Source organism: Brevundimonas fontaquae, assembly GCF_017086445.1.
GTDB lineage: Bacteria > Pseudomonadota > Alphaproteobacteria > Caulobacterales > Caulobacteraceae > Brevundimonas > Brevundimonas fontaquae.
This window is the reverse complement of the sequence record NZ_CP070968.1, coordinates 2,249,988-2,262,975: the sequence shown is the minus strand read 5'-3', so window position 1 is coordinate 2,262,975 and position 12,988 is coordinate 2,249,988. Positions and strand designations below refer to the sequence as shown.

Genomic DNA, 12,988 nt, shown 5'->3' with positions numbered 1-12,988 from the left:
GTGAGCGACCTCATCGCCAACGTCGTCGGCTCAGCGGCTGCGATTTGCTCGATCACCAGCTTCGCGCCTCAGGCGGCCAAGATTTGGAAGGAGCGTGACGCGTCGTCGGTCAGCTTGAAGACCTATTCCCTGACCGTGACCTGTTTCGTGCTTTGGGTCGTCTATGGGATCATGACAAAGGCCTGGCCTGTCACGGTCGCCAACGCATGCGCCCTGGTGATGGCGTCCGGCGTGCTTGTGATGAAGTGGCGGTTCCGCGACGGCGATCCCGACAAATAAGGGTTTGATCCTGATCAAGGCGCGCTGGCGCGATAGGGCTCAGAACGGCGGCAGAGGAGATTTCCAATGCCGCAATCCGCTGTTCCCTTCGTCGCCGCTATCGTGACGGCGTTCGCCTTCTTCATGGTCGCGCTAGGCGCAGCCAGCCTGTATTCCAGATCCGCTGACGAGAAGTGACCGAGCTTTCCCCGACGTGATCTTGGCGCCCCCGCCGATGCGGGCTAACCCGTAGTTCACAACGTCCAACAGGGAGACGCCCCCAATGCCCGATCTCGCACAAGTCACCGAACACATCCGCGGCGCCGTCGGCGACAACTCCGGCCTCGGCAAGACCGTCAAGCTCGACCTCGGCGACGAGGGCAAGATCTACATCGACGGAGCCTCCACGCCGAACACGGTGACGAACGAGGACAAGCCCGCCGACGCCACCGTCTCGATGAAATGGGATGACTTCATGGCCCTGTCGGAAGGCAAGCTGGACCCGATGATGGCCTTCATGCAAGGCAAGCTGAAGATCGCCGGCGACATGATGATCGCCCAGAAGCTGGCTCCGCTGCTGAAGCGCTGATGCCGGTCTGAACGACCAGTTATGGCGGCGCGGCTCCCGACCAGGGGCCGCGCCGTTTTCGTATCGAGCGCTCGATAGAAGCGCGAACGGGAAAGAGGAAACGACATGGACTTCAAACACTCCGACCGCGCCCTGGATTGGCACGCCCGCGTCCGTCGCTTCCTGGACGAGCAGGTCATCCCGCGTGAAGCCGAATATTTCGCCCAGGTCCGCGAGGGTTCGAACCGTCAGCCGCCAGTCATGGAGACGATGAAGTCGGCCGCGAAGGAGGCCGGGCTGTGGAACATGTTCCTGCCCGGCGAACACGGGGCGGGTCTGACCAATCTCGAATACGCGCCGCTGGCCGAGATGATGGGGCGGCATCTGTGGTCGGCCGAGGTGTTCAACTGCAACGCCCCCGACACCGGCAATATGGAGGTGCTCCATATGTACGGAGACGCCGAGCAGCAGGCGCGCTGGCTGAAGCCCCTGATGGCCGGCGAAATCCGTTCGGCCTTCCTGATGACCGAGCCTGAGGTCGCCTCGTCCGACGCGACCAACATCCAGACCCGGATCGAGCGGGACGGCGACCACTATGTCATTAACGGCCGCAAGTGGTGGTCGACCAACATGGGCCATCCGAATCTGGCCGTAACGATCGTCATGGGCAAGACAGATCCAGACGCCGCATCCCACGCCCAGCAGTCGCAGATTATCGTGCCGGCCGACACGCCTGGCTTCCGCGTCGAGCGGATGCTGTCGGTGTTCGGCTATGACGAAAAGCCGATCGGCCACGCCGAGGTCGTGCTGGAGAACGTCCGCGTGCCGGTCGAGAACCTGATCGCAGGCGAGGGCAGGGGCTTCGAGATCGCGCAGGGGCGGCTTGGCCCGGGCCGTATTCACCACTGCATGCGCACCATCGGTGCCGCCGAGCGGGCGCTGGAGCTGATGGTGACGCGGCTACTGAACCGGACGGCGTTCAAGAAGCAGTTGGCCGAGCATTCGGTTTGGGAACAGCGCGTCGCGGAGGCGCGCACCAACATCGAGATGTGCCGTCTGCTGGTGCTGAAGGCCGCTTGGATGATGGATCAGGCGGGAGCCAAGAACGCCCGCTCCGAGATCGCCCAGATCAAGGTCGCCGCGCCGAAGATGGCTTTGCAGATCATCGACGACGCCATTCAGGCGTTCGGCGGCGCCGGTGTTTCGGGCGACACGCCTTTGGCCGAGCTTTACGCGGGTGTCCGCACCTTGCGCATCGCCGACGGCCCGGACGAGGTCCATAATCGCACCATCGCGCGGTTGGAATACGCCAAACATGGCGGCCGCCCGATGCGCTGATGCGTGATCCCGAACGCCAAGTGCTTGGGAACCTTGGCCTTGTTGGTGCGTTTGTTCGGCACTGACAAGGCGCTGGGGCTGGTGTCGGACGGGACAGCTGACATGAATGCGCGCTCCGAGCCCGACCCGCGGGTTGCGTCAGACGTGGCGCGGTTCAAGGCCGTGCGCGCGCGCATGATCGCTCTGGCTGAAGGTTTGTCTGCGGAAGATCTGTCAGCCCAGTCGATGGCGGATTGCAGCCCAGGGAAATGGCATCTGGCGCACACCAGCTGGTTTTTCGAGGCGATGATCCTGTCGTCTGATCCCGGATACCAGCCGGTTGATCCGCGCTTCCAGCAGCTGTTCAACTCCTACTATGAGGCTTTGGGCGAGCGGGTCAGGCGGGACCAGCGCGGGCTGATGACCAGGCCGTCCGTCGACGAGGTTCTGGCGTATCGGCGCGAGATCGACCGTCGGATGATCGCTTGGCTGGCGCAGGGCGAGACCAGCGGCCATCAACGCTATCTGTTCGAGCTGGGTCTGCACCACGATCAACAGCATCAGGAGCTTTTCCTGATGGATATACTGAACCTGATGTCGCGCTCTCCGCTCGACCCCGCCGCCTATGAGATTGAGCCCAGAGCCGAGGCGCTTCAAAACACGCGCGTTGGAACGGTGGCGTTCGAAGGCGGTCTGGTGACGATCGGCCACGACCAATCGGGCTTCGCCTTCGACAATGAGGGGCCGTCGCACCGCGTCTGGCTTGAGCCGTTCGCTCTGGCTGCGGATCTGGTGACGAACGGCGACTGGATCGCCTTCATTCAGGATGGCGGCTATTCGCGTTCCGAGCTGTGGCTGTCGGACGGCTGGGGGACGGTCAAGGCTGAGGGCTGGACCGCGCCGCTGTATTGGCGTTTGGCTAATGGCGCCTGGACCGTGATGGGTCTGACGGGGCGTAAACCTGTCGATCCTGCTGCGCCGGTTCGCCACATCAGCTTTTATGAGGCCGACGCCTTTGCCCGTTGGGCCGGCAAGCGACTGCCGTCCGAGGCGGAATGGGAACATGCCGCCGCCTCTTCGCCTGATGCGTTCTCGAACCTGGCTGGCGAAGTGTGGCAGTGGACGTCCAGCGCCTATGCGCCCTATCCCGGTTTTCAGCCGACGCCGGGCACCGCTGCCGAATACAACGGCAAGTTCATGGCCAATCAGATGGTGCTGCGGGGCGGGTCGTTCGCCACGCCGCCGGGCCATGATCGCATCACCTATCGCAATTTCTTCTATCCCCAACAGAGGTGGGCCTTCATGGGTTTGAGACTGGCTGAGGAGCGGACCATGGCGCGAGACGACGCCGCGGACGACGCCCAAACCGCCGCCTTTCGAAAGGATATGATCGAGGGGCTGTCGCGCGCGCAAAAAGCCGTGCCGCCAAAGTGGTTCTACGACGCGGAGGGGTCGCGTTTGTTCGAAGACATCACCGTGCTGCCGGAATACTATCCGACCCGGCAGGAGATGGCGCTGTTGCGCGACCGCGCGGCGGAGCTGACGGCCGACTTCGGCCCCGACGCGGTGCTGGTCGAATTCGGATCCGGCGCCAGCGAGAAGACGCGGATTTTGTTAGACGCCGCCACCGACCTCGGCGCCTACGTTCCGCTCGACATCAGCGAGAGTGCTCTGATGGACGCCGCCATTCGCGTCCGTGCTGATTATCCAAACCTGCGCGTGCAGCCGGTTCTGGGCGACTTCGAACATCTGGCCCCGCTGCCCGACGATCTTCCGTCGGGGCGACGGATCGGCTTCTTCCCCGGCTCGACCATCGGCAATCTGCAGCCGGATGAGGCGGAGCAATTCCTGGCGGCCGCGCGTCGGATGCTGGGCGAGGGGGCGTTGTTCATTCTCGGCGTCGATCTGGTCAAAGATCCTGCGATCCTGGTCGCCGCCTATGACGACAGCCAGGGCGTTACGGCGGCCTTCAATCGCAATGTTCTGATCCGCGCCAATCACGAGTTGGATACCGATTTCGATGTGGACGCCTTTGTTCACCGCGCCGTGTGGAACCCGGACGCCTCGCGCATGGAAATGCATCTGCAAGCGATTGCGCCGACGACCGCGCACATCGGAGATCGGACATTCCGCTTCATGACCGGCGAGACGATCCACACCGAAAGCTCGCGCAAGTTCACGCCTGAATCGATCCAGACCATGGCGGCCGCCTCCGGCTGGACGGTCGTGCGCATCGATACCTCTCCGGCGCCGAGCGTGGCCTTGGCGGTCCTGCGCGCCTGAGCCGAAAACGCGGCTGATCGCGGACAAGAAAAAGGGCGGCGCATCGATCGATGGGCCGCCCTGTTTGTATCTAGTCTAACCGACTACTGCCCTTCGGCTGCGTCCGCGTCTTTCTTGGTTCCGTGCGACGCTTCTCCACCCTTGCGGCCGGCCTGTGCGGCGAGGCTGCGGTCCTGGGAGAAGCTGCGTTTTTCGCTGGGGACGCTGGCACCCCCTTTGCGCGCGATTTCGCGCTGACGTTCGGGATCCATGGAGGCAAAACCTCGCTTGGAAACGCCGGAGGGTCGGGTGGGTTGGCTGTCCATCGTGTTCCTTTCAGTGCTGCCGTTGCGCTTGCTGAAGTGAACCCAGTGACTCCGTGACGGTTCCGTCGGGAACTCCGTTTTACTGTCGCGATCCTCAAGCCCTCGTGAGTTTGACTTTACCCAGCGCCATAAGGCCGCGAATCACCTTCGCCGCCGCCATCCGGCTCCATCGGCGGAACTTCATCGGGGGTGTCTGATGGCTGTATTTCCGGCTGCTGCGTCGGCTCAGGCTGGATCTCGGGTTGCGGCGTGTTCGGGTTGGGTTCGATGTAGGTCATGGGCGGCTCCTTATGCGATCAACCAACGCACCGTGATCGCCCACGTTCAAAAAGGAACCATGGGTCGCAACGCCGGTTTGTTCAGCGAACCATGGAGATCGACATGACCAACACCCCAATCAGCGCGACATCACCCGACGACATCGTCCTGGAAGACGATGATCTGACCCAACGTCTGGACCGACAGGCGGACGCCATTCTCGCCGAGGGCGAGGGCCGCAGCTTCGGCAAGACCACTTCGGTCCGTCAGGCCGTCAGAGAAGACGCCGGTCTGGTGCGTGAGAAGATTTCCGGACGCGTCCACCGTGTGCAGGAAGACATCCAAGACAATCCGATGAAGGCGACGCTCTACGCGCTGGGCATCGGCGTCATCATCGGCATGATCCTGCGCCGATAAGCCACACGATCATTGGGCTCAGGCAGGCCCCGACGGCTCACGCTGGATCGGGGCCTGTCGCATTGCGGCGTCAGACACGAACGGATTGGTCCGTCGCTCTTCACCAAAGGTGGAGATCGGCCCGTGGCCCGGTACAAAGGTGACGTCGTCGCCCAGCGGCCAGAGCTTTTCGATCACTGAGCGGATCAGGGCGGGCGGATCGCTCATCGGGAAGTCGGTGCGACCCACTGACCCCTTGAACAGAACGTCGCCGACCTGAGCGAATCGCGCCGCGCGATTGAAGAAGATGACGTGCCCGGGCGTGTGGCCTGGACAATGGCGCACGTCCCAGGTCGTTTCTCCCAACGATACTGTGTCGCCATCCTCCAGCCAGCGATCCGGCGTGAAGGGGCGAGCGTCGGGCAGGCCGTACATCCGGCCGCTCTCCACGATTCGGTCGATCCAGAACTGGTCGGCCTTCTGGGGCCCAGTGATCTGGACGCCGGTTTTCGCTTGCATTTCGGCCGCGCCGCCCGCGTGATCCAGATGGCCGTGGGTGATCCAGATCTGATCCAGCGTCAGGCCGCGCCGCGTGACCTCGCCCAGAACTGCATCGACCGAACCGCCAGGATCGATCACGGCGGCCTTATTGGTCGCGGTGCACCAGACGGTCGTGCAGTTCTGTTGAAGCGGGGTGACGGGCGTGACGAAGACGCCGATGGGGGAGGCGGGTTGGCTCATTTGGTCAACATAGCCACGCAAAGGCCGCGAAACCACCGGCTCTGACCACGCCCGCGTTGACCTTTCGGGCCCTTCTCGACATAAGGGCGGGCTTCGAGGCGCCGCTCCACACGGGGCGGCCTTCTTGCTTTATCCATTCCGCGCCGGCCGTCTCGATGGCTCATGCGCCCCAGAGCGTCAGAATCCCGACCATGCAAGTCGTCGAAAAGTCGAACGAAGGCCTCAGCCGCGTGATCGCGGTCACCATTCCCGTCGCGGAGCTGAACGAGAAGCTCGACGCCCGCGTCAAGGAAGTCGCCCCGCAGGTGAAGCTGAAGGGCTTCCGTCCGGGCAAGGTGCCGGTCGCCCACGTCAAGAAGACCTTCGGGCGTGAGTTCATGGGCGAGATCATCAACGCCGAGCTGAACGAAACCAGCCAGAAGGCGCTCGACGAAGCCAAGATTCGTCCCGCCGCGCCGGCCGAGATGAAGCTGACCTCGGACATGGACAAGGTCATCGCCGGTCAGGAAGACCTGGCCTATGAAATGTCGCTGGAAATCATGCCGGACTTCGAGCCGGTCGATCCCAAGACCCTGAAGCTGGAACGTCCGACCTACGAAGCGTCTGACGCCGATCTGGACGAGGCCCTGACGGAACTGGCCGGTCAGGCCAAGACCTACGAAGACAAGAAGGGCAAGACCGTCAAGGCCGCCGAGGGTGACCAACTGACGATCGACTTCCTGGGCAAGCTGCACGGCGAGCCCTTCGAAGGCGGCGCCGCCGAGGACGCGGACCTGGTGATCGGCTCGGGCCGCTTCATCCCCGGCTTCGAAGAGCAACTGACGGGCGCCAAGGTCGGTGAAGAGAAGACGATCGAGGTCACCTTCCCCGAGAACTATCAAGCCGCCCATCTGGCAGGCAAGAAAGCCACCTTCGACATCAAGGTGAAGGCCATCAAGGCTGAAGCCGAATCCAAGATCGACGACGATTTCGCCACCCGCATCGGTCTGGAGTCGCTGGACAAGCTGAAGGAACTGCTGAAGTCCAACCTGGACCAGCAGTACGCCGGCGCCGCCCGCTTCAAGCTGAAGCGCGCCCTGCTGGACCAACTGGACGAGGCCCACGACTTCCCGCTGCCGCCGAAGATGGTGGACGCCGAGTTCGACGGCATCTGGCAGCAGGTCGAGGCCGACAAGACCGCTGGTCGTCTGCCGGAAGAAGACGCCGCCAAGTCGGACGAAGACCTGAAGGCCGAATACCGCAAGATCGCCGAGCGCCGCGTGCGTCTGGGCCTGGTGCTGGCCGAAATCGGTCGCGCTAACAACGTCCAGGTCACCGACCAGGAACTGAACGCCGCCATTCTGCAGGAAGCCCGCAACTATCCGGGCCAAGAACAGGCCGTCCTGAACTTCTACCGCCAGAACCCCAACGCCGCCGCCCAGATGCGCGCCCCCATCTATGAAGAGAAGGTCGTCGACCTGATCGTGGGCGTCGCCGACGTGACCGACAAAGCGATCACCAAGGAAGAGCTGCTGAAGGAAGACGAAGACGAGGGCTGATCGTTTTCGTTTCTGAATGATCCAAGGGCGGAGGTCGCAGGGCTTCCGCCTTTTTCATGTCTGGTCGCGGCCTTGTAAGGCGGCCTTCATGACCGATATGCAGAGTAACAAGACGTGCGGTTCCTGAGTCGCGCGTCCCCAGCATTCCCGAGAAGGCTATATGCGCGATCCGATCGAACTGATGAACATGAACCTGGTGCCGATGGTGGTGGAGCAATCCAGCCGCGGCGAGCGCTCCTTCGACATCTTCTCGCGTCTGCTGCGCGAGCGGATCATCTTCCTGACGGGACCGTTCGAAGACGGGATGGCGTCGCTGATCTGCGCCCAATTGCTCTTCCTTGAATCGGAGAACCCGAAGAAGGAAATCAGCATGTATATCAACAGCCCCGGCGGTCAGGTGACCTCGGCGCTCGCGATCTATGACACCATGCAATACATCAAGAGCCCGGTTTCGACCGTCGTCATGGGCATGGCGGCTTCGGCCGGCTCGCTGATCCTGACGGCCGGCGCCGCAGGCCAGCGGATCGCCCTGCCCAATGCGCGGGTTATGGTGCACCAGCCCTCGGGCGGTTTCCGCGGCCAGGCGTCGGATATCGAACTGCACGCCGCCGACATCCGCTATACCAAACGTCGTCTGAACGAGATTTACGTCCATCACACCGGCCGGACCTATGAGGAGGTCGAAAAGACCCTGGATCGCGACCACTTCATGTCGGCCGAGGAAGCCAAGGCTTGGGGTATCGTGGATCATGTTTATGATCGCCGCGAGCAGGCCGACGCCGATGGCGTGAAGACGCCCGGCAACTAAGGCCGCCGTCGAAAGACAAAAAGGGCGCGCCCGCTGCGGCGCGCCCTTTTCATTTTGTGCTATCGGAACCGCCATGCAGTTCACACGAGATCAAAGCGGCACGGTCGACGTTGATGGTGAAAGCTACGTCTGGGAGCTTCGCCGCCAACCTCAACCCAAGGGCGGCAACGTCTGGGAGGGCATGGCCGTCTCGCTGCGCCACGCCGACTTCAAACGTGAGGCCATCGTGCAGTTTCCACCGCCGCTTCGGCCCAACGGCCGGCCGGATGTGGAAAAGCAGCGCGTCAATGTCGACGCCGTCCGCACCGCTATCGCCTCGGCGATCGAGGCCGGCTGGGATCCGGCTTCGCGCGGCAAGGCGATGGTGTTCGACGTGGACGCCGACGGGAACTGAGCCCTAGGGCTTCTGGCGAAAGACCCTGAAGCCCGGCTGCTGCGCCATCGCCAGCATATCCGTGTCGCCAGAGGTGTCGCCATAGGCGGCGGTCAGCGTCATGTCGTCGCCATAGGCCGACTTCAGCCGCCGCACCTTCTCCTCGCCCCGACAGTTAGGGCCGACGAAGCCTCCGGTGATTCGGTCGTCCACGTCGAAGACGAACTCGGTGCCCAGCAGGGCGTCTGCCCCCAGCTTGCGGGCGAAGGGCGCGACGGTAGTCGTGGGCGAAGCCGTCACGATGACACGGTGTGCGCCGCGTTCGCCCCAAGCGTTCCAGACCTCGAGCGCATCGGGACGCATGAAGCGCGGCCAGACTTCTTGCGCAAACGCCGCGGCTTCCGCTTCCAGCGTCTGCCGATCCATGCCGTGTAAGAACTCCCGGACGGACGCCGCCTTGATCCGGCCCCTGTCACGATCCTTGGCGTAGGCGGCGAGGGCAGGGGCCAGCTTCACCAGCCCCAACGCCCAGGCGCCCGGACCGGCCCGCCAACGAAGAAATTCGGTGAAGCTGTCCCGAATCGTCAGCGTGCCGTCGAAATCGAAGGCGACGATGGCACGTCCATTCGCCGCGGACTGGCGTAAATCCTGCACGATACCCATGTCAGACATTCGCCTTGATCCCCGTCGACACTGATCCATTCGCGCACTGCAACAATCCCGTGTCGCCTTCGGGGTTGTCGCGGAACGTGTGATGGGTGATTGTCATTTTTTGAAGACCTTTGCGTCCAGAGTGCTGGAATCAACGTGAGGGAAGCGCGTTGCGGGCCATTTCGGTCCGCGCCGCGGGAGTGAGATAAGGGTCTATGACCAAAGCAGCCGGCACCGACGCCAAAAGCACCCTGTACTGCTCGTTCTGCGGAAAGAGCCAGCACGAGGTCCGCAAACTGATCGCGGGCCCGACCGTGTTCATCTGCGATGAGTGCGTCGAACTGTGCATGGACATCATCCGCGAAGAGCACAAGATCGGCTTCAAGAAGACGACCGACGGCGTACCCACGCCCAAGGAAATCCGCGATGTCCTGAACGACTATGTCATCGGGCAGTCGCATGCCAAGAAGGTCCTCTCGGTCGCCGTCCACAACCACTACAAGCGCCTGAACCACGCGACGAAGAACAACGACGTCGAACTGGCCAAGTCCAACATCATGCTGATCGGGCCGACAGGCTCGGGCAAGACGCTGCTGGCGCAAACGCTGGCGCGCATCATCGACGTGCCCTTCACCATGGCTGACGCCACGACGCTGACCGAAGCCGGTTATGTGGGTGAGGACGTCGAGAACATCATCCTGAAGCTGTTGCAGGCGTCGGACTACAACGTAGAGCGCGCCCAGCGCGGCATCGTCTACATTGACGAAATCGACAAGATCAGCCGCAAGTCGGACAATCCGTCGATCACCCGCGACGTGTCGGGCGAAGGCGTGCAGCAGGCCCTGCTGAAGATCATGGAAGGCACCGTCGCCTCCGTGCCTCCGCAAGGCGGCCGCAAGCATCCGCAGCAGGAGTTCCTGCAGGTCGACACCGCCAACATCCTGTTCATTGTCGGCGGCGCATTCGCGGGCCTGGAGAAGGTGATCTCGGCGCGCGGCGCGGGCGCTTCGATCGGCTTCGGGGCCCAGGTCAAGGAAATCGACGAGCGTCGCACGGGCGATATTCTGAAGGGCGTCGAGCCGGACGACCTGATGCGTTTCGGCCTGATCCCCGAGTTCATCGGCCGTCTGCCGGTTCTGGCGACGCTGGAAGACTTGGACGAGGCGGCCCTGGTCACCATCCTGACCGAGCCGAAGAACGCGCTGGTTAAGCAATACAAGCGCCTGTTCGAGATGGAGAACGTCGAACTGACCTTCACCGACGACGCCCTGATCGCCGTCGCCAAGAAGGCCATCACTCGCAAGACCGGCGCGCGCGGCTTGCGTTCGATCCTGGAAGGCATCCTGCTGGAAACCATGTTCGAACTGCCGACCTTCGAAGGCGTCGAGGAAGTGGTGGTCAACGCCGAGGTCATCGACGGCAAGGCCCAGCCCCTGCTGATCTACTCGGAAGCCTCCAAGAAGAAGGCGGACGGCGCCGCCTAATCACGCGGTCGACCTGAAATGACGAAGGCCGGAGCGAGATCGCTCCGGCCTTTTTCGTGTGGATGATGTCGCGCCTTAGAAGACGCTATTTTATCGGCGCGTCGATCAGCATGGCCGGGGTGACGGGCTTGCCCGTAGCCTGGGCAACCAGTTCTGCGGTGCGCGCCTCGATCACGCCTTCCAAACGGGCGAGGAACTCGTCCTTGGGCAGGCCGACGGGGATGGGGGCGAGGAACTCCAGCGTTGCCGTGCCGGGATGTTTTTCGTACTTCTCCTCGGGCCAGAAGAGGCCGAGGTTGGTGGCGAGCGGCACGACGGGCACGTTGAAGTCGCGGTACATATGCCAGACGCCCGAGCGGTATTTGTATTTCTCGCCGACAGGCGCGAGGTGCCCTTCGGGATAGATCAGGATCTTGCGGTTCTCGGCGCGGGCCTCGGCGGCGCGCATGGCCAGGGCCTTGCGGGCTTCGTGGCCGCCGCAGGAGTTGACCACGATGGCGCCCAGTTTCTTGAGGACGCCGCCCAGCAGAGGAAACTTTTCCAGGTGATCGCCGGTGACGAAGGCGATGTCGTCGAACTGATCATAGGTCGCAAAGCCGTCGCCCCAGCTTTGATGTTTTGAGGCGATGATGAAGGCGCCCTCCGGCAGTCGATCTTTGCCGCGAACGTCCAGCTTGATGCCGGCGAAGACCGCCATGGCCTGGACCATTCGCTTCACATAGCGGCGGATGACCCAGCTGGCCGGGCCGCGGCCAGGGGCGAGCGCGGCGAAGGCGGCGGTCAGCCCGTAGCTGATCGACAGGATCCAGTAGGCGACATTGAAGGCGAAGCTGCGCATGGAGCGACTATGGCAGAAAGCTCGGCCTTGTCAGGTCTAAGCCGCCTTTTCCAGGAGGGCGGCTTGCGTGATGCAGTTTCGACCCGCGCGCTTGGATTCGTACAGGGCGGCGTCGGCCCGTTCGAGCAGACTGGCGGCGGTTTCGCCCTTTTGGCGCTGAGCGAAGCCGGCCGAAACCGTCACCGAGCCGAGGTCGTCATTGGTCGAGCGGCGACGCAAAGCACGTGAGGCTATATCGTGGCGTATGCTCTCCAGCGCCGCCATGACGACGCCAGCACCCTCATCGGGGAAGATGATGGCGAACTCTTCGCCGCCGAATCGCGCAGCAAAACGGGTATTGCCGCAGACGTTGGACAGGACCGTGGACACATAGCGCAGCACCTGGTCTCCGGTCTGATGTCCCCAAGTGTCGTTGAACCGCTTGAAGTGATCGATGTCGAGGATGGCCAGGCTGAGCGGAGAGCCGTCGTCCTCTGCGCAGGCGGCCTCCAGTTGTTCATCGAAGGCCTTGCGGTTCGCCAGATTGGTCAGGGCGTCGGTCATGGCGTCGCGCCGCACCTGTTCCAGGTTCTCGCGCAGGCGGATGACCTCCCTGTTGGAGTTCTCCAGCCGCTTTTCGAGAATCGCCGTCTCTCGACGCACGCGGTTGGTCGCAGTCGATAGCCCGCCGACCAAATCTTTCAAAGAGGAGGGGTCATCGACCGTTTCCATGCATTGAGAGGCGTCGGCGAGGGTTTCGCCATAGTCGTGCTGGGTCTTGTGGGCCGTGGCGATAGCGCTGGCGACGCTGGCCAGTTCGCGGTCCAGCACAGCGCCGACATCGCGGATCTGATCCGGCAAGCGCCCGCGCGGCAGGAACTCGGCGGCCAACATCTCCGACGTCTTGTCGGTGATGGCAGTCGACTGCGCGAGCAGACGCTGGATTTCCTGGGCCAGAGGGCCGTCGGGGTCGCTGATGTAATGCAACCAGAGTTCGAAATTCAGCGGGGTCGGCCAGACACCGGCCTTTTCCATCTCGCCGATGACGTTGCGCGCCAAAGCATAAGCTTGAGGGGCTCTCAGCGCCGTCTCGACCGTTTTCGACATTCTTCTTCCCCTGAGGCCCTGTTCTGGAGCCGTGTCGGGGCGCACACTAGGGGATGTTCCGTAATGCAGGGTAAACGGCGTAGC

Annotated in this window: 15 protein-coding genes; 9 read left to right on the top strand and 6 right to left on the bottom strand. The window is 63.1% G+C overall.

The features are described 5' to 3' along the window. The 4 genes from JX001_RS11115 (at position 1) to egtB (ending at position 4,426) form a co-directional block, all read left to right on the top strand. Positions 1-279, top strand: coding sequence for a SemiSWEET family sugar transporter (locus JX001_RS11115; protein ID WP_205681105.1), 279 nt, complete (start codon positions 1-3; stop codon positions 277-279). Positions 280-541: 262 nt separating this feature from the next. Then, the gene (locus tag JX001_RS11110; RefSeq protein ID WP_017506191.1) at positions 542-847 is read left to right on the top strand and encodes an SCP2 sterol-binding domain-containing protein; all 306 of its coding nucleotides are present in this window, start codon (positions 542-544) and stop codon (positions 845-847) included. A gap of 105 nt (positions 848-952) precedes the next feature. Then, positions 953-2,164 carry an acyl-CoA dehydrogenase family protein gene (locus JX001_RS11105; RefSeq protein WP_205681104.1) on the top strand — a complete coding sequence of 404 codons (1,212 nt, stop codon included), beginning with the start codon at positions 953-955 and terminating at the stop codon, positions 2,162-2,164. A gap of 102 nt (positions 2,165-2,266) precedes the next feature. Then, a complete protein-coding gene (egtB, locus tag JX001_RS11100) occupies positions 2,267-4,426 on the top strand; it encodes an ergothioneine biosynthesis protein EgtB (protein WP_205683167.1) in 2,160 nt (719 codons plus the stop codon). Positions 4,427-4,509: 83 nt separating this feature from the next. Here egtB and JX001_RS11095 read toward each other — a convergent pair whose 3' ends face one another. Together JX001_RS11095 and JX001_RS11090 are read right to left on the bottom strand one after the other, a co-directional pair. Beyond that, entirely contained in the window at positions 4,510-4,731 is a 222-nt protein-coding gene (locus tag JX001_RS11095; RefSeq protein ID WP_112861859.1) for a con-10 family general stress protein, read from the bottom strand. Between the two features lie 116 nt (positions 4,732-4,847). Next, entirely contained in the window at positions 4,848-5,009 is a 162-nt protein-coding gene (locus JX001_RS11090; RefSeq protein WP_205681103.1) for a hypothetical protein, read from the bottom strand. Positions 5,010-5,112: 103 nt separating this feature from the next. Between JX001_RS11090 and JX001_RS11085 the strand changes: the two genes are divergently transcribed. Beyond that, complete coding sequence (locus tag JX001_RS11085) at positions 5,113-5,406, top strand: hypothetical protein (protein ID WP_205681102.1); 294 nt, start codon at positions 5,113-5,115, stop codon at positions 5,404-5,406. A gap of 18 nt (positions 5,407-5,424) precedes the next feature. On the opposite strand, the gene JX001_RS11080 is transcribed toward JX001_RS11085, so the two are convergent. Further along, positions 5,425-6,126: an MBL fold metallo-hydrolase gene (locus JX001_RS11080; protein ID WP_286670242.1), complete on the bottom strand. Its 702-nt coding sequence runs from the start codon at positions 6,124-6,126 to the stop codon at positions 5,425-5,427. A gap of 191 nt (positions 6,127-6,317) precedes the next feature. Here JX001_RS11080 and tig point away from each other — a divergent pair, with 191 nt between their 5' ends. The 3 genes from tig to JX001_RS11065 all read left to right on the top strand — a co-directional run bounded on the left by tig (position 6,318) and on the right by JX001_RS11065 (position 8,866). After that, positions 6,318-7,664: a trigger factor gene (tig, locus tag JX001_RS11075; RefSeq protein WP_205681101.1), complete on the top strand. Its 1,347-nt coding sequence runs from the start codon at positions 6,318-6,320 to the stop codon at positions 7,662-7,664. 160 nt (positions 7,665-7,824) lie between these two features. Beyond that, positions 7,825-8,472: an ATP-dependent Clp protease proteolytic subunit gene (locus JX001_RS11070; protein ID WP_017506180.1), complete on the top strand. Its 648-nt coding sequence runs from the start codon at positions 7,825-7,827 to the stop codon at positions 8,470-8,472. 73 nt (positions 8,473-8,545) lie between these two features. Further along, complete coding sequence (locus JX001_RS11065; protein WP_066625462.1) at positions 8,546-8,866, top strand: hypothetical protein; 321 nt, start codon at positions 8,546-8,548, stop codon at positions 8,864-8,866. A 3-nt stretch (positions 8,867-8,869) separates the two neighbouring features. On the opposite strand, the gene JX001_RS11060 is transcribed toward JX001_RS11065, so the two are convergent. Continuing rightward, positions 8,870-9,517 (bottom strand): HAD-IB family hydrolase, encoded by a 648-nt coding sequence (locus tag JX001_RS11060; RefSeq protein WP_205681100.1) that lies wholly within the window; start codon positions 9,515-9,517, stop codon positions 8,870-8,872. A gap of 194 nt (positions 9,518-9,711) precedes the next feature. On the opposite strand from JX001_RS11060, the gene clpX reads away from it, so the two are divergent. After that, the gene (gene clpX / locus JX001_RS11055) at positions 9,712-10,980 is read left to right on the top strand and encodes an ATP-dependent Clp protease ATP-binding subunit ClpX (protein ID WP_112861865.1); all 1,269 of its coding nucleotides are present in this window, start codon (positions 9,712-9,714) and stop codon (positions 10,978-10,980) included. Positions 10,981-11,065: 85 nt separating this feature from the next. On the opposite strand, the gene JX001_RS11050 is transcribed toward clpX, so the two are convergent. After that, the gene (locus JX001_RS11050; RefSeq protein WP_205681099.1) at positions 11,066-11,818 is read right to left on the bottom strand and encodes a lysophospholipid acyltransferase family protein; all 753 of its coding nucleotides are present in this window, start codon (positions 11,816-11,818) and stop codon (positions 11,066-11,068) included. Between the two features lie 36 nt (positions 11,819-11,854). Next, the gene (locus JX001_RS11045; protein ID WP_205681098.1) at positions 11,855-12,904 is read right to left on the bottom strand and encodes a GGDEF domain-containing protein; all 1,050 of its coding nucleotides are present in this window, start codon (positions 12,902-12,904) and stop codon (positions 11,855-11,857) included. Between the last annotated feature and the right edge of the window lie 84 nt (positions 12,905-12,988).